The sequence below is a fragment of the Pseudozobellia sp. WGM2 genome, from assembly GCF_017810075.1.
Taxonomy (GTDB): domain Bacteria; phylum Bacteroidota; class Bacteroidia; order Flavobacteriales; family Flavobacteriaceae; genus JADNYK01.
The window spans coordinates 246,315-265,858 of record NZ_JADNYK010000005.1 but is presented as its reverse complement, the minus strand read 5'-3'; the positions used below and the strand labels follow the sequence as shown (position 1 = coordinate 265,858).

18 protein-coding genes and 2 tRNA genes are annotated in these 19,544 nt (G+C 38.8%); 10 read left to right on the top strand and 10 right to left on the bottom strand.

Annotated elements, in window-relative coordinates; genetic code table 11:
• Positions 1 to 16 precede the first annotated feature (16 nt).
• On the top strand, positions 17 to 805 hold the full coding sequence (gene cdaA / locus IV512_RS13810; protein ID WP_209404343.1) for a diadenylate cyclase CdaA: 789 nt from the start codon (positions 17 to 19) through the stop codon (positions 803 to 805).
• On the opposite strand, the gene IV512_RS13805 is transcribed toward cdaA, so the two are convergent.
• Both IV512_RS13805 and truA read right to left on the bottom strand, forming a co-directional pair.
• On the bottom strand, positions 802 to 2,568 hold the full coding sequence (locus tag IV512_RS13805; protein ID WP_209404341.1) for an ABC transporter ATP-binding protein: 1,767 nt from the start codon (positions 2,566 to 2,568) through the stop codon (positions 802 to 804). The two genes, cdaA and IV512_RS13805, sit on opposite strands and share 4 nt — an antisense overlap.
• Complete coding sequence (gene truA / locus IV512_RS13800) at positions 2,561 to 3,313, bottom strand: tRNA pseudouridine(38-40) synthase TruA (RefSeq protein ID WP_209404339.1); 753 nt, start codon at positions 3,311 to 3,313, stop codon at positions 2,561 to 2,563. The genes IV512_RS13805 and truA overlap by 8 nt, the downstream gene beginning before the upstream one ends.
• Positions 3,314 to 3,408: 95 nt before the next feature.
• On the opposite strand from truA, the gene IV512_RS13795 reads away from it, so the two are divergent.
• Complete coding sequence (locus IV512_RS13795) at positions 3,409 to 3,903, top strand: metallophosphoesterase (protein ID WP_209404337.1); 495 nt, start codon at positions 3,409 to 3,411, stop codon at positions 3,901 to 3,903.
• Positions 3,904 to 3,912: 9 nt separating this feature from the next.
• On the opposite strand, the gene IV512_RS19975 is transcribed toward IV512_RS13795, so the two are convergent.
• The 3 genes from IV512_RS19975 to IV512_RS13785 all read right to left on the bottom strand — a co-directional run bounded on the left by IV512_RS19975 (position 3,913) and on the right by IV512_RS13785 (position 5,473).
• Positions 3,913 to 4,044: a hypothetical protein gene (locus IV512_RS19975; protein WP_256439312.1), complete on the bottom strand. Its 132-nt coding sequence runs from the start codon at positions 4,042 to 4,044 to the stop codon at positions 3,913 to 3,915.
• 19 nt (positions 4,045 to 4,063) lie between these two features.
• Positions 4,064 to 4,882 carry an SDR family oxidoreductase gene (locus IV512_RS13790; RefSeq protein WP_209404335.1) on the bottom strand — a complete coding sequence of 273 codons (819 nt, stop codon included), beginning with the start codon at positions 4,880 to 4,882 and terminating at the stop codon, positions 4,064 to 4,066.
• 180 nt (positions 4,883 to 5,062) lie between these two features.
• The gene (locus tag IV512_RS13785) at positions 5,063 to 5,473 is read right to left on the bottom strand and encodes a DUF4293 domain-containing protein (RefSeq protein ID WP_209404333.1); all 411 of its coding nucleotides are present in this window, start codon (positions 5,471 to 5,473) and stop codon (positions 5,063 to 5,065) included.
• Positions 5,474 to 5,666: 193 nt separating this feature from the next.
• Between IV512_RS13785 and rho the strand changes: the two genes are divergently transcribed.
• The 6 genes from rho (at position 5,667) to IV512_RS13755 (ending at position 12,843) form a co-directional block, all read left to right on the top strand.
• A complete protein-coding gene (rho, locus tag IV512_RS13780; RefSeq protein ID WP_209404331.1) occupies positions 5,667 to 7,301 on the top strand; it encodes a transcription termination factor Rho in 1,635 nt (544 codons plus the stop codon).
• A gap of 231 nt (positions 7,302 to 7,532) precedes the next feature.
• The gene (locus tag IV512_RS13775) at positions 7,533 to 8,273 is read left to right on the top strand and encodes a hypothetical protein (RefSeq protein ID WP_209404328.1); all 741 of its coding nucleotides are present in this window, start codon (positions 7,533 to 7,535) and stop codon (positions 8,271 to 8,273) included.
• Positions 8,274 to 9,480: 1,207 nt separating this feature from the next.
• Positions 9,481 to 9,792 carry a hypothetical protein gene (locus IV512_RS13770; protein ID WP_209404326.1) on the top strand — a complete coding sequence of 104 codons (312 nt, stop codon included), beginning with the start codon at positions 9,481 to 9,483 and terminating at the stop codon, positions 9,790 to 9,792.
• A gap of 244 nt (positions 9,793 to 10,036) precedes the next feature.
• Positions 10,037 to 10,837: a pyrroline-5-carboxylate reductase gene (gene proC, locus IV512_RS13765; RefSeq protein ID WP_209404324.1), complete on the top strand. Its 801-nt coding sequence runs from the start codon at positions 10,037 to 10,039 to the stop codon at positions 10,835 to 10,837.
• Positions 10,838 to 10,843: 6 nt separating this feature from the next.
• Positions 10,844 to 11,626, top strand: a complete 783-nt coding sequence (gene proB / locus IV512_RS13760) for a glutamate 5-kinase (RefSeq protein WP_209404322.1) — start codon at positions 10,844 to 10,846, stop codon at positions 11,624 to 11,626.
• 17 nt (positions 11,627 to 11,643) lie between these two features.
• Positions 11,644 to 12,843 carry a glutamate-5-semialdehyde dehydrogenase gene (locus IV512_RS13755; protein WP_209404320.1) on the top strand — a complete coding sequence of 400 codons (1,200 nt, stop codon included), beginning with the start codon at positions 11,644 to 11,646 and terminating at the stop codon, positions 12,841 to 12,843.
• A 178-nt stretch (positions 12,844 to 13,021) separates the two neighbouring features.
• Here IV512_RS13755 and rpsT read toward each other — a convergent pair whose 3' ends face one another.
• From rpsT to proS, 4 genes are all read right to left on the bottom strand, one after another.
• Complete coding sequence (rpsT, locus tag IV512_RS13750; RefSeq protein WP_100869334.1) at positions 13,022 to 13,273, bottom strand: 30S ribosomal protein S20; 252 nt, start codon at positions 13,271 to 13,273, stop codon at positions 13,022 to 13,024.
• A gap of 60 nt (positions 13,274 to 13,333) precedes the next feature.
• A tRNA-Glu gene (locus IV512_RS13745) sits at positions 13,334 to 13,405 on the bottom strand.
• A gap of 70 nt (positions 13,406 to 13,475) precedes the next feature.
• A tRNA-Glu gene (locus IV512_RS13740) sits at positions 13,476 to 13,547 on the bottom strand.
• A 70-nt stretch (positions 13,548 to 13,617) separates the two neighbouring features.
• Entirely contained in the window at positions 13,618 to 15,093 is a 1,476-nt protein-coding gene (gene proS, locus IV512_RS13735; RefSeq protein ID WP_209404318.1) for a proline--tRNA ligase, read from the bottom strand.
• A gap of 95 nt (positions 15,094 to 15,188) precedes the next feature.
• Here proS and IV512_RS13730 point away from each other — a divergent pair, with 95 nt between their 5' ends.
• Both IV512_RS13730 and IV512_RS13725 read left to right on the top strand, forming a co-directional pair.
• The gene (locus tag IV512_RS13730; RefSeq protein ID WP_209404316.1) at positions 15,189 to 16,388 is read left to right on the top strand and encodes a hypothetical protein; all 1,200 of its coding nucleotides are present in this window, start codon (positions 15,189 to 15,191) and stop codon (positions 16,386 to 16,388) included.
• Positions 16,389 to 16,439: 51 nt separating this feature from the next.
• The gene (locus IV512_RS13725) at positions 16,440 to 17,954 is read left to right on the top strand and encodes an OmpP1/FadL family transporter (protein WP_209404314.1); all 1,515 of its coding nucleotides are present in this window, start codon (positions 16,440 to 16,442) and stop codon (positions 17,952 to 17,954) included.
• Positions 17,955 to 17,997: 43 nt separating this feature from the next.
• Here IV512_RS13725 and IV512_RS13720 read toward each other — a convergent pair whose 3' ends face one another.
• Positions 17,998 to 19,419 carry a T9SS type B sorting domain-containing protein gene (locus IV512_RS13720; protein ID WP_209404312.1) on the bottom strand — a complete coding sequence of 474 codons (1,422 nt, stop codon included), beginning with the start codon at positions 19,417 to 19,419 and terminating at the stop codon, positions 17,998 to 18,000.
• Positions 19,420 to 19,544 lie beyond the last annotated feature (125 nt).

Genomic DNA, 19,544 nt, shown 5'->3' with positions numbered 1-19,544 from the left:
ACAAAAACACCTCCCATTGGATTTTCTTGATTTTCTGGAATTTAATGTTACCGATTTACTTGATATCTTACTTGTAGCTATTCTACTGTATTATGTCTATAAACTTGTTCGTGGTTCTGCGGCCATCAACATTTTTATCGGTATAGTTATCGTCTGGGGGTTCTGGAAGTTGACCGAGCTTCTCGATATGGAAATGATCAGCAGCTTGGTAGGCGCTTTTATGCAAGTAGGCCTTATCGCCTTGATCATTGTATTTCAACAAGAAATTCGAAAATTTCTTCTGATGATCGGCTCCACCAATTTTTCGAACAAAAGAAGATTTCTCAAACATTTTCGATTTTTACGTGAAGATGGACTCAGCTCTAGCACAGATGTCGAAGCTATTATTTCCGCATGTAGAAAAATGAGTTCTACAAAAACAGGGGCGATCATTGTTATCGAACGAAATAACTCTCTCGACTTTATCAAATCGTCAGGTGATAAAATGTATGCAGAAGTAAACAAACCCATTATTGAGAGTATTTTTTATAAGAACAGTCCCTTACACGATGGGGCGGCCGTGATAGAAGATAATTTTGTGGTCGCTACAAGGGTGATTTTACCTGTTACCAATAAAAGAAATATTCCTTTACGCTTTGGCCTGCGCCACAGGGCCGCAGTTGGTATTTCTGAAAAAACCGATGCTTTGGCGTTGGTAGTCAGCGAAGAGACCGGTAATATATCTTACATTAAGAATGGAGAGTTCACCGATTATAAAGACTTGGATGAATTGACCGAAATAGTTAAAGAAGATCTTATTGACTAAGCAACTTCCTCTTCCATAAATTGAGCTTCGTACAACTTACTGTAATAGCCACTACGCTTTAACAGTTGCTTATGGGTACCGGTTTCAATAATCTTACCGGCATCCATAACGATAATCTTATCGGCTTGTTTAATGGTCGCCAAGCGATGCGCGATTATAATCGAGGTACGGCCTTCGGTAATCTTTTCAGTAGCCCGCTGTATTAATTGTTCGCTATAGGTATCTACAGAAGACGTAGCCTCATCTAACACCAAAATACTTGGGTCGCTCACATAAGCCCTCAAAAATGCCACTAACTGACGCTGACCGCTCGAAAGCATTGTACCCCTTTCTTTGACATTATATTGATATCCTCGAGGTAGGCTCGATATAAACTCATCTACTCCGATTTCTTTGGCGGCTTCTTTAATATGCGCTAAAGTAACGGAGGGGTTTTTCAATGAAATATTATTTTCAATGGTATCGGCGAACAGGAAAACATCTTGTAATACCACGGCAATATGTGAGCGCAAAGATGCCAGTTTAAAGTCTTTGATATCGACACCATCGACCAAAATATTACCGGAGTTAATCTCATAGAAACGGTTCAAAAGATTGATAATCGTAGATTTTCCGGCTCCCGTGGCACCTACTATAGCCACCGTCTCCCCTGCTTTAACCTCAAATGAAATACCATGTAGAACTTCCTCCTCTTCAAGATACCCGAATCGTACATCAGAGAATGTAAGGTCGCCGCGAACATTTTCTTTCTCCACAGAGCCTACATCTTGAATATTGCTTCTCGTATCCAAAATTTTAAAAACCCTATTGGCTGCGACCATTCCCATTTGCAGCGTATTGAACTTATCCGCAATCTGCCTCAACGGCCGAAATAGAATTTCAATATACATGATAAAGGCAAAAATGGTACCTGCTATATCAACACTTATATTGGCCACATTTTGTAGCCCACCATACCATACCACAAGACCAATGGCTACTGACGAGACAATTTCTGCAATGGGAAAGAAAATAGAGTTGTACCAAACCGTTTTAAGCCAAGCGTTTTGATGCTTCTCATTAATTTCCCTAAAATTCTCGCTCTCAATTTTTTCACGAGTAAAGAGCTGAACGATTTTCATGCCCGTAATTCGTTCTTGTACGAATGAGTTTAAATTCGAAACCTCTGCCCGAACATCTATAAAAGCCACTTTCATCGCTTTTTGAAACAAGCGGGTCGCGTAGAGAATAAGCGGGAGTATAGCGAAAACGATTAAAGCAAGCCTCCAGTTCAAATATAGCATCATGGCCGCTGCCGCAAACATTTTAAGTAAATCGGCTACTATCACGAAAAAACCCTGACTAAAAATCTCCCCAATACGCTGCATATCGGCCACGGCCCGGGTCACCAACACACCTAGCGATGAGTTGTCGAAATATTTCATACGAAAGCCAAGCATGTGCTTAAAGAGGTTAATGCGAACATCTTTGATTACAGATTCACCCAACCAGTTGGCATAATAATTAAATAGTAGCTGACTTATTACCTGAGCCAACAAAATAATAAGCATTACAACTGAAAGATTCAACAATTTTTCGCCATCGGGCACCACAATGGCCTCATCAACAATTTTCTGTACGATTAGGGGGCTTATCGCAGCAAAAACCGACAGTAGAATTGCCGCCACAGCAACACCATAGAATGTTAATCTGTATGGACGCGTATGGGCAAGTAAACGTCTGAAAAGTCGAATATCAAAAGCTTTTCCAGAATCTTTATCCATGTTTTTTGGTAATCTTTTCAGGGTATAGAACAGAGGTCAAATATAAACCTTTTGCGGGTACCGATGGGCCCGCCATACTTCGGTCTTTGCTATTTATGACCGTTTTAACATAGGCCACCTCCGATTTGCCCATGCCAACATCTAAAAGCGTACCGACCACGGCGCGCACCATATTTCTTAAAAATCGGTCTGCGGTAATTGTGAAAATCAATTTTTCACCTTCAATAGTCCAAACTGCTTTTTTAATATCACACAAATACGTTTTGACATCAGTATTCGATTTTGAAAAACACTCGAAGTCATTATACTGCATCAAAAGTAAAGCCGCCTCGTTCATCTTTTCAATACTCAGCGGTTGCTTTATATAATGTGCAAAATCGAAATAAAACGGGTTTTTGTCTCGAACCAGCCAATATTCATAAATGCGCTCGGTTGCATCAAATCGTGCATGTGCATCCCCATCAACTTTAAAAATTTTATGTACTGCGATATCTTCGGGAAGAAAGGCGTTCAGACGGTAAATTACATTTTGAATATTTTCTATTTCATCACTTTCAAAATGGGCGAACATTTGTTTGGCATGAACGCCGGTATCTGTTCTTCCTGCACCGACCAAGCTTGTCGGCCGTCGCAAAAAAGTCGAAATAGTTTCTTCTAGCACCTGCTGAACACTTATGGCATTCGGTTGGCGCTGCCACCCATGGTAGTTCTTGCCGAAGTATGAAAACTCAACGAAATATCTCAATGAAAAAAGTTATTTTTGACCCTAAAGATAAAGCATAGTTATGAGTTCGAATTCATTTGCTTCGTTCACTACACTCGTAACAGACTAAACAGCACTTGAAAAAAATACTACTACTTTCTGATACCCACTCCCATATAGATGACGCCATTTTAAAATATGCCCGTCAAGCGGATGAAGTATGGCATGCCGGAGATATTGGGAATCTTCTGGTAACGGACACCCTAAAAAGCCTTAAAACCGTACGCGCGGTCTATGGTAACATCGATGACCATGTAATTCAGAAAGAATTTCCGCTGAACGATCGATTTTTCTGTGAGGGTGTGGAAGTATTAATGACCCATATCGGCGGCTATCCTCCGAAATATAATCCTCGTACGAGAAAAATGGTTGAGGAAAATCCTCCCAAACTATTTATATGTGGCCACTCACACATTCTTAAAGTAATGATGGACAAAAAAAATAACGTACTACACATGAACCCCGGGGCATGTGGTAAACACGGTTTTCACCAAGTTAGAACTATGCTACGTTTCGCCATTGATGGTGAGAACATTAAAGATTTAGAAGTTATAGAACTTGGTAAGCGCTAGACCAATTTTTTAATTGATTACATAACCTAATATCCAGTAAAGTATTATAAACACAACAACAAACCCTATACAGCCGCATTTTCCGCCACCGATTTTTTTTGCACCCCAACCAGCTAAAATAGCCTTTAAAATATTCTTCATATTCAATTTATTTTTCTAATTATCCATTTGTTGTAAAACCTGGGTAGCATGTCATACCCCCATCAACAAAAATAGTAGTTCCGTTGATATATTCAGACTCATCGGAAGCTAGCCAACAGGCAACACTGCCAACATCTTCAGGCACACCTATTCTCTTATAGGGTATTAAATTAAGCATTCCTTCACGCCCTTCCTCAGTACTCCAAACATCTTTGTTTATTTCTGTTTTAACAGCGCCCGGGCCAATACTATTACATCTTATTTTTTTAGGTCCGTATTCTTGGCAAATACTCTGCATCAACATTACCAACGCTCCTTTACTTGCTGCATAATTGGCATGCCCTGCCCACGGAATAACTTCATGAACTGAACTCATATGAATAATCTTTCCTAGAGATTTAGAAACTTCTGGTCGCATACCACGCCTCAAAAATTCACGTATAGACTCTCTCGCACACAGAAATTGGCCCGTAAGATTTACATCTATAACTTTTTGCCAAGCTTCTAATGACATCTCGTGCAAAGCATGGTCGATTTGAATACCTGCATTGGCGACACAAACATCGACTGTACCAAAGTGAGAAATAGTTTTGGCAAACATATCTTGCACCTCTTTTTCTTTGCTTACATCACATTTGAAGGTAATGGCATTACCACATTTAGAATTTTTTGTAATAAAGTCCGCAACCTCTTCAGCCTGTTCTTTACCACTGTGGTAGTTCACTACAATATTGGCACCTTCCATACCCATAGCTTGGGCGACCGCCTTACCTATTCCCGAACTTGAACCAGTTATGATGCAAGTTTGATTTTCCAATCTTCTGTTCGGTTTTTGCATAGCTCACATTTCTTGATTTATAAAAGTAAATCAAAAGACGATGTCAAACGAACCCTTATAGGGTTTGAATCAACATTACCGCCAATAGAATTAAAAAGGAAGGGTTTAAGTAAAAAAGTAATATAAAAAACCCGGGCACTACCCCGGGTTTAACGCACTAATACTACTAAGATGTTAGGTTTAACGCAAACGATCAACAGATTTTACAAGATCCTCATCCTTCTTGATAGCCCTGTTGGCCAGGACCAGAAAAACGATAGAAATTACAGGAATCAGCATCCCAATACCCTTCTCAGAAACCGAAGTATCTCCAGATAAATTTAGCGATCGATAAACGAAAAATCCTAGTAAAAAAAGGTTTAACAACAGGTTCAACCTGTTTATAACGAATTGATTTTTTCTCTTTTTAAATAATAATATGCCAATTAAAGCCAGTACCGCAGAACCATAAAATGCTACAGAAATCAATATTTCGTTCGAAGCATAAACCTCAGCTCCATTTGCATCTGACCATAGGTTCACCCAAAACGGCAAAAGGCCTGAAATTAGTACTACAAATAACAAATAAATGGTCTGTATTCTTTGAATCATCGTAAAAACGCCATAATCAGGCGCAAAAATAAGGGTCTTTTTACAAAAAAGCGATGATGTATTGAAAATAATTTGTAATATTGCTTCGTTATTAGTTATAACACTTACCTTAAGGAACATCTGTTCCGAGTAATACTCACATAACGATACACTTCTTACAATTTACGAAGACTTATAATTTATACCATATTTAATGTTTGAGATTTCAGATTTAAAAGCAAAAAAGCTGCCTGAACTTCAGGAAATTGCCAAAGGACTTAATGTACCCAAATTTAAGACCCTTAAAAAATTGGACTTGGTATACCAGATTCTTGATGTACAAGCTTCAAACCCTAAGGTGGTTGCCGAAGTAGCCGCTACTAAAGATGTAGCTGCCACCAAAACGGAAGAAAAGCCAAAACCGAAGCCAAGAGCACCTCGAAAAAGAACTACGCCAGCGAATAAAAAAGCAGAAACTTCAACACCTTCCGATAGCACCGCCACTGCCCCAACACAATCTGAGCCGGAAAAAAAGGAAATTGAGCCTAAAAAACCCAGACCTAGAGCCCAAAACAACAATAATAACAATTCTAGCCCTGCCAAGAAAGATCAAAAGAACAACCAAGGGCATAAGAATCAGAATAATAAGAATCACAGACATCAAAAAAATACTCACGACAAGAGTAATTTTGACAAAGATCTTAAAAACAGGTATAAAGAGCCAGAATACGAATTCGATAGTATCATAGAAAGTGAAGGTGTTCTTGACATCATGCAAGATGGTTACGGCTTTCTTCGTTCCTCTGATTATAATTATCTTTCTTCACCTGATGACATCTATGTTTCTCAGTCACAAATTAGATTGTTCGGTCTAAAAACCGGCGATACCGTGCTTGGCAACGTTCGGCCACCAAAAGAAGGTGAAAAATATTTTCCATTGATCAAGGTGAACAAAATCAACGGGATCGACCCTCAAGTAGTGCGCGACCGTGTGTCGTTTGAGCATTTGACTCCACTTTTTCCTCAAGAAAAGTTTAATCTTGCCGATAAACAAAGTAACATTTCAACGCGAATTATCGACTTGTTCTCCCCTATTGGTAAAGGTCAAAGAGGAATGATCGTATCGCAACCTAAAACTGGTAAAACCATGCTTTTAAAGGCTGTTGCGAACGCAATTGCAGCCAATCACCCAGAAGTATACCAGATTATCTTATTGATCGATGAGCGACCTGAAGAGGTTACCGACATGCAACGTAACGTTCGAGGTGAAGTGGTAGCTTCAACCTTTGATAAAGAAGCTACGGAACACGTTCGAGTGGCCAATATCGTACTTGAAAAAGCGAAGAGATTGGTTGAATGTGGTCACGATGTAGTTATTCTTTTAGATTCGATCACTCGTTTGGCACGAGCTTACAACACGGTTCAACCTGCATCAGGTAAGGTATTGAGTGGTGGTGTAGATGCAAATGCATTACACAAACCGAAACGTTTCTTCGGTGCTGCTCGTAACATAGAAGGTGGCGGTTCGCTTTCAATCATCGCTACAGCCCTGACCGAGACCGGCTCTAAGATGGACGAGGTTATCTTTGAAGAATTCAAAGGTACAGGTAATATGGAGCTTCAATTGGATCGTAAGATTTCCAACAGAAGAATATTTCCCGCTATCGACCTTACCTCTTCAAGTACACGTAGAGATGATCTTTTATTGGATGAAAATACCATTCAACGTATGTGGATTCTTCGTAAGTACCTTGCAGATATGAATCCTGTCGAAGCGATGGAGTTCATTGAACAGCGGATTAAACAAACGAAAAACAATGAAGAGTTTTTGCTTACGATGAATCAATAGGCAACTAAACTAATAATTACAGAATCCCGAAGTCTATTGATTAAGACTTCGGGATTTTTTTTGCGATAAATTCTTAGAGCTAATTTTCGCATAATCCTATAAATCAAACTATCAAAAATGAATTTTTTCTAAAAAAAGCGAAATATCAGTATTTTCAAATATCTTTATAGAGCAAAAAATTACCCCCGAATTTTGCGTGTTGAAAAAAGTAGAACCTAAATCACTTATGACATGAAAAATTCAAAACCACTTATCTACACTTTTTTATCTTTAAGCCTGCTTTGCATTTTAACTTTAAGTTGCACTGAGCAAAGAGAAGACATCTCAAAGGAAAAAGTTAAAGAACCTGAAGGTATTATAGTCAGCCTGAAGGATGGTAAAGAATTTTATGACACCTACAGCGAAAGACGGGCAAAATTAATCAGAAAGTACGAAAACTCACTGAACAAGCGTACAATAAAAAAAGAGGGAAGCGATGAACCAAACCTAACACAAGATTCTGAATCTGAATCTGATACTATGGTCGGTGATTTCGTACCGACCCGTTATGTAGAATTTGATTATGAAAAACTAAAAGCATACATAAAATTCATTGAACAAGAGGCGGACGGTGCCGAAGTTTCAATTTCAAATTTGCGTATTTATTTAACGAATTACCCTAATAAAGATAAGTTTGAGGATGGCAAACCAATTAAGGAGCCTAGACGCAATAGTGTTATGATGGTACCGACCACCACAAATGGAAAAAAAGATTTTGCATTTTACACGGCCGATGATTCTGAAGATGGCCAAAGAAAAGCTTACCTATTAACCGAAGAGCTTCAAGATACCGGAGAATCAACCGGTGGTAAGCAGAAAACAAAGGCCTCGCTAGCACCAGGTAGCTTCTTAAAGCCCGCTGGACCTCCGCCACCACCGCAAAACCAACAAAGTCTTTATGGTAACGAAGGAGGGCTTCGCCCACCATCTTAGAATGCTCTCCCCTATTTCCGTAAGATTTCAATGAATGGAGCTTTACCTAGATGTGTTTTTAGAGAATTCCTTTGTTCCCATATACGGGGTCACCTTAGTGATAGCGATGGTAAGGTATACAAAGTATTTCGACACTTCTTTAAAATATTTCCCTATTCTATTATTATATACTTTCTTCAATGAGCTATTGGGTGATTTAATTTACAAATATGACACGTTTAGCTTGGCTTTCAATGCACTTTACAATGACTCCTACTTTGTAATATACAATATATACAACATTGTATTCTTTCTTTATTTTCTCTATTTATTCAGAAACTATATTGAAAATAGAAAGTTTAGAAAGTGGGTTAAAATTGCCTGTTATTTATTTTTAGCAATTGCATTAATTAATCCGCTTTTTCAAGATTTTTTTCTAGAGTATCAATACCTAACATTTTTCATCGGTACCATTTTTCTAATTATAACTACTGCTAAGTATTTGTATGAAGATTGGCGTAACAGAAAAGTTGGCTTAAAAACCATGAACATTTTATTCTGGATGGGCTCAGGACTTTTATTCTACCACTTATGCTACCTTCCCATAAAGATTATTCGGTATTATAACGGGATTTTCGGGTTTTCTGAAAATCCACTACTCAGACCAATTCACTTAACATTAATATTAATTATGTATATTTTGTTCATTATAGGTTTTATACGCATGAAAAAGAGACTTATAAGGTAAACGGTAGGCTAATTATATAATTTGCGTTAATTTTCGTTTACAATTAATTATAAACATGAAAACCCCCTTTACCATCTAGGCAGATCTCAGCCCTAACCCCCATTCAAAATGTTAAGATCTGTTTTAGAATATTCCTTTCTTTCAATGTATGGAATAGCTTTAATCGCTTCCATATATCGATATCACAAATATTTCGACACCAAATTAAATTACTTACCTATATTATTTTGCTATACGCTGCTCAACGAGATACTGGGATATCTTACCGCCCATCAACCACAGTTTAGTTTTTTCAGCAATGATACATTTTCATACTACAACCATATAATCTACAATGTTTATAATATCATTTTTTACCTTTATTTTTTCTTGATTTATAGACACTACATAAAATCGAATAAAATTCGAGATTCCATTTCTTTTGCCATACTTTGCTTTTTACTGGTAAGTTTAATTAATCCATTTTTTCAGAATTTCTTATTGAGCAGCCAAACTTTTACTTATGTTGTTGGTGGAGTAATTTTGATTGTATGTATTGGTTTTTACTTGAAAGAGCTATTAAAAAATAAAAGAGTAATTTTTTTTGATAATAATGTTTTAGTTTGGATATCATCGGGCTTACTTGTTTTCTATATTGGCTACCTCCCTATTAAAGTTTCTCGATATATTCATTTCATCAATCAAACCACAGAAGCACCAAACGTTCGACTCGCTCAATATGGTTTAATTATTTTGATGTATCTTTTAATCATTATCGGGTTTATAAAACAAAAAAAGCGTTTATACGATTGATACAATTACTGACAGTATTTCATGCCTTTATTACATGATTCACTTTTAAATCTGCTCAACATATATGCCCCAGTTGAAATCAGCCTCCTTAGAATTACTATAACTATTGCTCTAACGCCTGAAGTATAAGAAATATCTATAGATTTAGCATATCTAAAGCCAAACTCTATAAGACCAATTGGCATTCCGCATGGTTATTGAACTCTAAGAGACGTATATATTTTTTTGAACTTAAAAAAAACAAATGAAAGTACTTGTAATTGGAGCTGGAAATATGGGATTAACCTATGCCGAGGCTATGTCAAAATCTAAGCTTTTAAAAAAGCGTAATGTCATGATTCTTGACAATTCTCCGGAGAAAATCCTCTCCTTAAAAAAGATTTCACATTTTGATGTTTATGAAAATCTCGATGATTGTCTTCCACAGGCTGACCTGATATTCGTTGCAGTTAAGCCATACCATAGTGATGAGCTTTTTAAGAAAATGAAGCCTTCCATCAATCAAGGTCAAATTATCATATCGATAATGGCCGGGGTAACTATACAAACTATGCAAGAATCGCTCGGTATCGATAAAGTTGTTAGGGCGATGCCAAATTTACCTGCCCAAGTAGGTAAAGGAATAACTTCTTTTATACCTTCTACAGCTGTAAGTAGAATTGAGCTATTGACCGTAGAGGATCTTCTTGATACTACGGGCAAATCGATTCAGGTGAGCTCAGAGAACTATATTGATGCCAGTACGGGTATTTCGGGCAGTGGGCCCGCATACGTTTTCTATTTTATGCAGAGTATGATGGAAGCAGCCTTGAAAATGGGCTTCTCCGCTAACGATTCTAAGGTATTGGTCAGCCAAACCTTTGATGGTGCCGTAGAGCTTTTTAATCAATCTGACCTCTCTCCTTCTTCATGGATGAACAAAGTGGCTTCTAAAGGAGGCACGACAAGAGCGGCCTTAGATTCTATGGAAGATAACAATGTTAACGAACTCATTAAAGAAGCCGCTTATGCAGCATTCGATAGAGCTGTAGAACTAGGAAAATAAAAAAGCATGTATAAACAAAGAGTAGTTATAAAAGTAGGTACTAACGTAATGACCAATAAAGACAATAGGATCGTAAGACCTATTCTCAAAAAATTGGTTAAGCAAATCGCTGAACTTTATGAAAATGACATCATGGCCGTTTTGGTCTCGTCTGGATCAGTAATCGCCGGCATGGAGGTTATGGGTGAAAGTCATATTAAAGACAAAGCCCAACGCAGGCAAGTATATTCAGCGATAGGCCAACCTCGTATGATGAGATTATATTATAATATCTTTCGCGATTACGGAATGAAATGTGCTCAGGTTTTGGCCACAAAACGTGATTTCAACCCTGGTGTACACCGTGAAAATATGATCAATTGTTATGAAGGTTTAATGTCTGAGGGTGTTATTCCCATTGCGAATGAAGATGATGCGGTGTCGGTAACCAAAAGCATGTTCTCCGATAACGATGAACTTGCAAGTTTGGTAGCTGAACTTATTCAGGCCGATAAATTGATAATTCTAACGGATATCGACGGACTGTATACCGGTCATCCTGATGATGAAGATACTGAGGTTATTACCAATGTTAGTATTGAAGAAAATGTAGAAAAATACGTAAAAACAGTAAAAAAAGGTGAAGCTGAAGGTCGTGGCGGAATGGGTTCTAAACTCAACATCGCCAAGCAGACCGCTGCCAAAAATATACCTACATTCATTGCCAACGGAAAAAAAGAGAATGTAATTCTTGATATTGTAGCTGGTAAAAATGTAGGAACCAAGGTAGAGGCCGAAAACCTATCATAATTAAAATTTAGAACTATATGAAGTTAATTAATACAGAAACTAAAAATAAAGTTCTAGAGTCAATGATCACAATTTTAGATCAAGACCGGAAACTTATTATAGAAGCGAACAAAAAAGATTGCGATTTATTCAATAAAGAAGATAGGGCAATGTATGATCGACTTGTAGTAAATGAAAAAAAAGTCGACGGCATGATAACTTCCGTAAAAGAGGTGTTACAGCAAGAAGATCCTGTCGGTAAGCTAAAATCGGAACGAAATTTAGAAAACGGGCTAAAAATCATGAATAAGACGGCGCCTTTCGGAACGATCATGATTATCTATGAATCAAGACCTGATGTGACTATTGAAGCCGCAGTTCTAGCATTCAAGGCCAACAATAAAATATTGCTTAAAGGGGGCAAAGAAGCCCTTCACAGTAACAAGATTTTGGAAAAATGTTGGCATAAAGCCTTAGAACAAAATGGATTAAGCACAGATTGGATCCAGTTGTTGCACATGAACCGTACGGAAACTCAAGAATTCTTGAAAAACCCTTCGGAGAAATTAGATTTAATTGTTCCGAGAGGTGGCGAGCGCTTAATCGCCTTTGTCAAAGAGCACGCCAAGTGTGCTGTTCTGGTGAGCGGTAGAGGAAATAATTTTCTTTATGTTGATAAAGATGCTGATTGGCAGAAAAGCCTGAAAGTTATTCTTAATGCAAAAACGCATAAAATCTCTGCTTGCAATGCCCTGGATAAAATTCTTATCGATTCAGCTTTGCCCTCTTATGAAGAAAAGCTTAAAGAACTTGATACTTTTTTATCTGAAAATGGAGTTTCAGTATTAGTTGATAAGGAAACTGGCGCCGTACTTAAAAACGAATCCGTTATTCAAGATGAAGCTATTTGGCACGAAGAATTTTTGGCCATGAAGTGCTGTATAGGTACCGTTCACGGACTAGATGATGCTATAGACAAGATCAACAAGTATTCTGGTGGGCATTCCTCTACTGTTATGACAGATAACAAAGACAATGCCCTTAAATTTATGGAGCAAGTTGATTCTGCTGCTGTTTACCACAATGCTTCTACCCGTTTCACCGACGGGGGTGCTATGGGAGTTGGTGCCGAATTAGCTATCAGTACAGATAAGTTGCACCATAGAGGTCCCTTAGGCTTAGAGCAATTGGTCACGAATAAATATTACGTATTCGGTGATGGTCAAATCAGAAATTAAAAATTTGAGTTGTTCTAAAATAGGTTGACACTCATTAAAATTTTAAAAGAACCATTGAAACTAGTTTCAATGGTTCTTTTGTTATGTATAAAATCAGCCATTTTCATTTTAAGGCCAAAAAAAAGCCCCGATGGCGATACCATCGGGGCTTTTTTTTGAAAACAACAATATAACCTTGTTATAATGCTGCTACATGCTTTGCAAGCTTGCTTTTTAAGTTAGCTGCTTTGTTAGAATGAATGATGTTACGCTTTGCCAATCTGTCGATCATACTAACAACGCTAGGTAATAAAGCCTCAGCATCTTTCTTGTTCTCTTCAGTACGCAATTTCTTGATTGCGTTACGAGTAGTTTTGTGCTGATAACGGTTACGTAAACGAACCGCTTCATTTCTTCTAATTCTTTTTAATGCTGACTTGTGATTTGCCATCTTACTTACTTGTTATAATTTTTTAAAACTCAACTTCGCCAAACCTCTTCGAACTTCTCGTAGCCCGTAGGGGAATCGAACCCCTGTTACCAGGATGAAAACCTGGCGTCCTAACCCCTAGACGAACGGGCCAAAATGTAAATTCTAACATGTTTCGATTAAAACTGATAGAACCCTAATTTCACTATTTTAAAATACTTCGTAGCCCGTAGGGGAATCGAACCCCTGTTACCAGGATGAAAACCTGGCGTCCTAACCCCTAGACGAACGGGCCATTGCTTTGTGCAATTGCGGATGCAAAAATACAATTATTTTTTACTATCACAACAACTGATTATATTTTTTTAATAAGCTTTTGCAAAGAGCACCCTTTTATTTGATGTTTTTCCTGTTATAATACAGCTTCCTTCCTCAATTTTAGCGTCTATTGGCACACATCGAATCGTTGCCTTGGTCTCTTCCTTTATCCTATTTTCGGTCTCTATGGTTCCATCCCAGTGGGCCGAGATAAAACCCCCTTTTTCCTCTAAGACCGATTTGAATTCTTCATATGAATTTACCTCGGTGATATTCGAAGCTTTAAAGTCAAATGCCTTTTGATAAATATTATTTTGAATGTCCTCTAGTAAAAATTCAATTTTGTCCACGACCTCATCCATAGAAACCGTATGCTTCTCCAATGTATCACGTCGTGCCACTTCATAAGTTCCATTGGCCAAATCTCTTTGCCCGATTGCCAAACGTACAGGCACGCCCTTAAGTTCATATTCGTTGAACTTAAAACCTGGCTTATGTGTGTCGCGATTATCATACTTCACTGAAATTCCCTTAGACCGGAGCTCTTTCACCAACAGATTTACTTTTTCAGAAATTGCATCCAATTGCTCAAGTCCTTTATAAATAGGAACTATCACTACTTGAATCGGAGCTAGTTTTGGTGGCAGCACCAAACCATTATCATCACTGTGGGTCATAATCAAGGCTCCCATCAATCTTGTGGATACTCCCCAAGAAGTCGCCCAAACATGTTCTTGTTTACCTTCTTTGTTCGCAAATTTGACATCAAAGGCCTTAGCAAAGTTTTGACCTAAAAAGTGAGAAGTACCCGCCTGTAGAGCCTTACCATCTTGCATCAAGGCTTCAATGCAATAGGTTTCGACAGCGCCTGCAAAGCGCTCACTTTCACTTTTCAACCCCTTAATTACAGGCATAGCCATATGATTTTCCGCAAATTCGGCATACACATTCATCATTTGCTCTGCTTCTTCGATAGCTTCCTTCTCGGTAGCGTGGGCCGTATGCCCTTCTTGCCATAAAAATTCCGCTGTGCGAAGAAAAAGTCGAGTACGCATTTCCCATCGCACCACATTTGCCCATTGATTGATCAATAAAGGTAAATCTCTATATGATTGTATCCATCTGCGATAAGTGTCCCAAATAATTGTTTCCGAAGTAGGTCGCACAATAAGTTCTTCTTCCAGTTTGGCTTCGGGATCAACGATAATTCCGCTTCCGTCATCTGCATTCTTCAATCGGTAATGCGTGACCACGGCACATTCTTTAGCAAAACCTTCGACATGGCTTGCCTCTTTACTTAGATATGACTTAGGAATGAACAAAGGAAAATAGGCATTTTCGTGACCTGTTTCCTTGAACATTTTATCTAGCGCTGCCTGCATTTTCTCCCATATAGCGAAACCATATGGCTTGATTACCATACACCCACGAACCCCTGAATTCTCAGCCAAATCGGCTCCTACTACCAGTTCATTATACCATTTTGAGTAGTCTTCGCTACGCTTGGTCAATTTTTTACCCATTCTCTGTAGTTTGGCACAAAACTTGTGTTTATGTTATCGAAATAATTGGGTAAAACTAGTTATTTTTACTATGTTCAACAATAAAAATTGCACCCATGATATATTCGTTACCCCTTCGGAAATTTCGCCCGCTCACCTTTTTTTCACTCACAGCGCTTTTAATAGCGTCATGTGGTTCGTACCAGTCAGCTTCATACTATGATAATGATGGCATATACTCCAGTGACAATCAAGCAACTGCTGAGAGACCTACGCAACCAAAAACTGAGCCTAAAGAAAAAAGCAGCGATGTTTATTCCAACTATTTTGGTCAACAGGCCGAAATGATCGAAGGTGAGATTTTCACCGATATCGATTCATATTCAAGTACTGTTGAGAACGACAGTATAACCGAGGGTGAGCTAACCGATTATTACGACAATCAAAATGATTATGCAGGTTATGCCGCCTGGGGCGATAACAGCACCGGTGTCAACATTGTAGTTCATGATTACAATTACGGCTGGGCCGGCTGGGGTTGGGGCTCTCCTTTCCTATTCAACAACTGGGGTTGGGGTGGTTACTATGGTGGATGGGGTTTTAGCCCTTGGAGATACGGATATCGCCCATGGGGATGGGGCGGTGGTTATTACGGATACGGATACGCAGGTTATTATGGCTATAATTGGGGCGTTTATGGAACATGGTGCCCTCCTTACGGATACTATAACAGGTTTAACAACTTCAACTACGGTAGAAGAAATTATGCTTACAATAGTGCTCGACGTGGTTATAACACAAATACAATTACCGGAAACAACTCTAATACTGCTCTAGCTTCTAACAACAGAAACCGAGTTTCTTCTCGATATGCGGGTAACACCACAAGAACAGGAGCAAATAGAACGGCAACTTCTCGTAGTTCATCAAATTATAGTAGAAATAATAGTTCTTCGGCATCTAGGCAAACTGTGGGTGTTGACCAAAACAGATTATACCGTACCAGCAGAAGTACGAGGTCTACACCAAGTTACAACAGCTCTTCAAGAAGCTCACAAACTTATAGAAGTACAACGCCAAGAAGCAGCACTTACCGAAGTGGGTCATCTACGTCACGTAGCAATAGCACCACTACACGAAGTTCGACTTCAAGAAGTTCTCAAAGCTATAGAAGTACAGCTCCCCGTTCAAGTAGCTATAGGTCATCTGGTAGCACCAGTAGGTCTTCAAGTTATAGTTCAGGTCGAAGCAGTAGTTCAAGCAGGTCTTCTGGTGGCGCCTCTAGATCAAGCTCTTCAAGTAGCAGAAGAAATTAATGTCTCAAACCATTATAACCTCTATACTCTTATTATTTAAAATCAGAATAAATGAAAAGAATTTTCACTTTCATGGGGCTAATGGCTTGTCTCATTTCGAATGCCCAGAACATCGACGACGTATTACGCTATAGTTCTGAAAATCTTCAGGGAACCGCTCGTTTTCAAGCGATGGGTGGTGCCTTTGGAGCACTTGGCGGCGATATGTCATCGTTAAATATCAATCCAGCAGGAAGCTCGGTTTTCAACAATAACTTGCTTACAGTATCTGCGACCTATTTTCGTCAAAATACAGATTCTGATTATCGGGGCGGTTTGAATAGTGCGAATTCCAATACTTTAGATATTAATCAGGTTGGAGGGGCATTGGTCTTTAAAACTACCGATTCCGGTTCTAAGTGGAAAAAATTCGCCCTAGCTGTAAACTATGATATGGTACAAAATTTTGATGACCTTAACATTTCAGGGGGAATTGGAACAGAAGGCTTGGATAATTATTTCCTGAATTTTGCTGATGGCGTACCATTACAGCCGCTTAAGCTTCAGCAAGGTGAAACCATTGGCAGCGCTTATTTAGATATAGGGGCTACAAATGGGCTGGGTTTTGTTGGGCAACAGGCTTTTCTAGGGTTTCAAGCAGGAATTATTGACCCGGTAATTGATGAAGACGAGAATACGGCATACTTTTCTAATGCAGGTTATACTGATTTAGCTCAAGATTTTCGTCAGACCGTTAGTGGTTACAACAGTAAATTCGTAGTAAACGCTTCAACCCAGTATGGCGATAACTTTCACTTTGGTGCTTCCTTAAATTTCCATACAATAGTATACGAGAGGTTGAACCAATATCGAGAAGATTATTTTACTACCGATAATGATTTACGTTTCGCATCATTTGATAATTTATTACGCACCGACGGCACCGGCTTTTCTATGAGTGTTGGAGCTATTGCAAAATTGAATCAATTTATAAGGTTGGGCGGTAGTTATCAATCTCCCACATGGTATCGACTAAGCGATGCTTATGCACAAGGCATAGATTCGAACTACCCTAACAAAGAGGAGAGTTTTTTCTTTTCTGAATTAAACGATTTCAACCTATTCGATTACCAAATAAAAACTCCTTCTAAACTTACCGGAAGTATTGCTGCGGTTTTCGGGGCAAACGGACTTCTAAGCTTTGATTATTCATACCAAGACATGTCAAATGCAGAGTTGAGACCGACAAGTGATGCAGCCTTTGCCGACGAAAATATTTACATATCAGATGTACTTAGAGGCGTATCATCTTTCAGGGTAGGCGGTGAATATAGAATAAGCCGGGTAAGCCTTAGAGCTGGATATCGTTACAAACAAAGCCCTTATGCCGATAATAACATTGTCGGTGACATCATGGGCATATCCGGAGGTGTTGGATTAAACTTTGGAAGCAGCAAACTTGATTTGGCAATTAACCGTACCGAACAAGATGTGCTACAATATTTTTTCTCAACAGGAATTAATAATCCTGCGGTATTAACGCAAGTAAATACAAATTTCAGCTTAAGTTATACCTTGAATTTCTAAACTGTTATTTAGCGATAACCCAATCTCTCAGGAAGTAAGACCGTTATCTCTTTAGAGAGAAGTTGGCTTTCGTATTTTTTGCTACCAGTATGCCGTCTTCGTCCTGTTGGTATTCAATTCTGAACCAATAATCGGAAGATGGCATTGACTTACCGTTATAAGTTCCATCCCATTCAGAATTAGAATCTAATTGAGCCAATAGTTTCCCGTAGCGATCAAAAACAAAAACGATAGCATTGCTTAACGTTTCAATACCTTTAACATTCCAAGTATCATTAGCACCGTCTGCATTAGGGGTGAAAAATTTAGGATAGCCTAGAACTAAAAATTCTTCTGGCTCAGAAGTTCCACATCCATTTTTATCATTAATTACAATGGTATTAACGCCTGGCGGCACATCGTTGAAAATAGGGTCGTCTTGAAATTCGCCCTCATTGATAGCATATTCATAATCTCCGTCACCATCTACAATAACTTCGACATTATTCATATCAGGATCTAAGGATAGATTGGTATTTAGAAGGTCTACCCTATCCAAAACAGGTACACCATAATAGGTGATAAGAATATCATCGGTAATATGCCCCCCTGCATCGGTGGTAATATCGACAAAATACCTTCCTGAATTCGGACTTGAAACCGAAATTTGGGTTGCTGATGGTCCCGAACCTAATGGCTGGTCAATAGTTCCATCGTCATCAAAATCAACACTCCATGCCACATTTGCGATGTCGGGGCCTGCTGGTGAGTTCAATGCGCTTAATGTGATATCAGGATCACCTTCGCATGCAGTTATATCCAACCCTAAAAATTCATCTCTTAAAGTACAATCAAGTGCCGTATTTTGGTCTGCTTCTACAGAATTACCAGTAAAGGTCAACATAAACTCCTCGGCCTCATCGTCAAAATTTGTATTAAAATTATTAATCAATATATAGTATACTTCACCAGGCAATACATCGAGATATTCATCGTAGGTATTAAGGTTCTGCGTGGTCGAAGGAGCACCTGTTTGACCATCTTCGGGGTTTACGCCTAGCCCCGTAAACCGAGTTGAGTTTACTTCATAATTACAACGTACCGGTTCTACTCGGCCAGTACCTATAGCGGTACAATCAACATCAGGCCCGTAGACCGCAAAATCCCATTCGGCAGTTACTGTACTGGAACCAACAACCGGTAGCGCCTCAATATCGAAACCGACCTGACCTCCAGTACCGGCACGAAAAACGTACCACGATGTATTATTCTCAATATTAGCGTTGCTTACACTTCCTTTTTCCAAACATCCCGTTTCGGTAATAACTTCCAGATCAAAATCATCAATATCGCCTCGACCATCTGCTCGCCCTAAAATAGGAGCATCCGCGCATACCGGAATAGCGGTTCGACAATCAGGAGAATTTTGGGCGTGCATCTCCATTCCAAATAGGATAACGCAGCTTAGAGCTAATAGAAGTCGCATAAAATCTGAGGCTAAGAATAGACTTGTAGATATAACTGTTTAGTGCTTGATTTAGTATGTTTTAGCGGAAGAAACAGACGTTTAATCGATAAAACGTGACCTGAAAGGTTGTATTTCGTCGAATT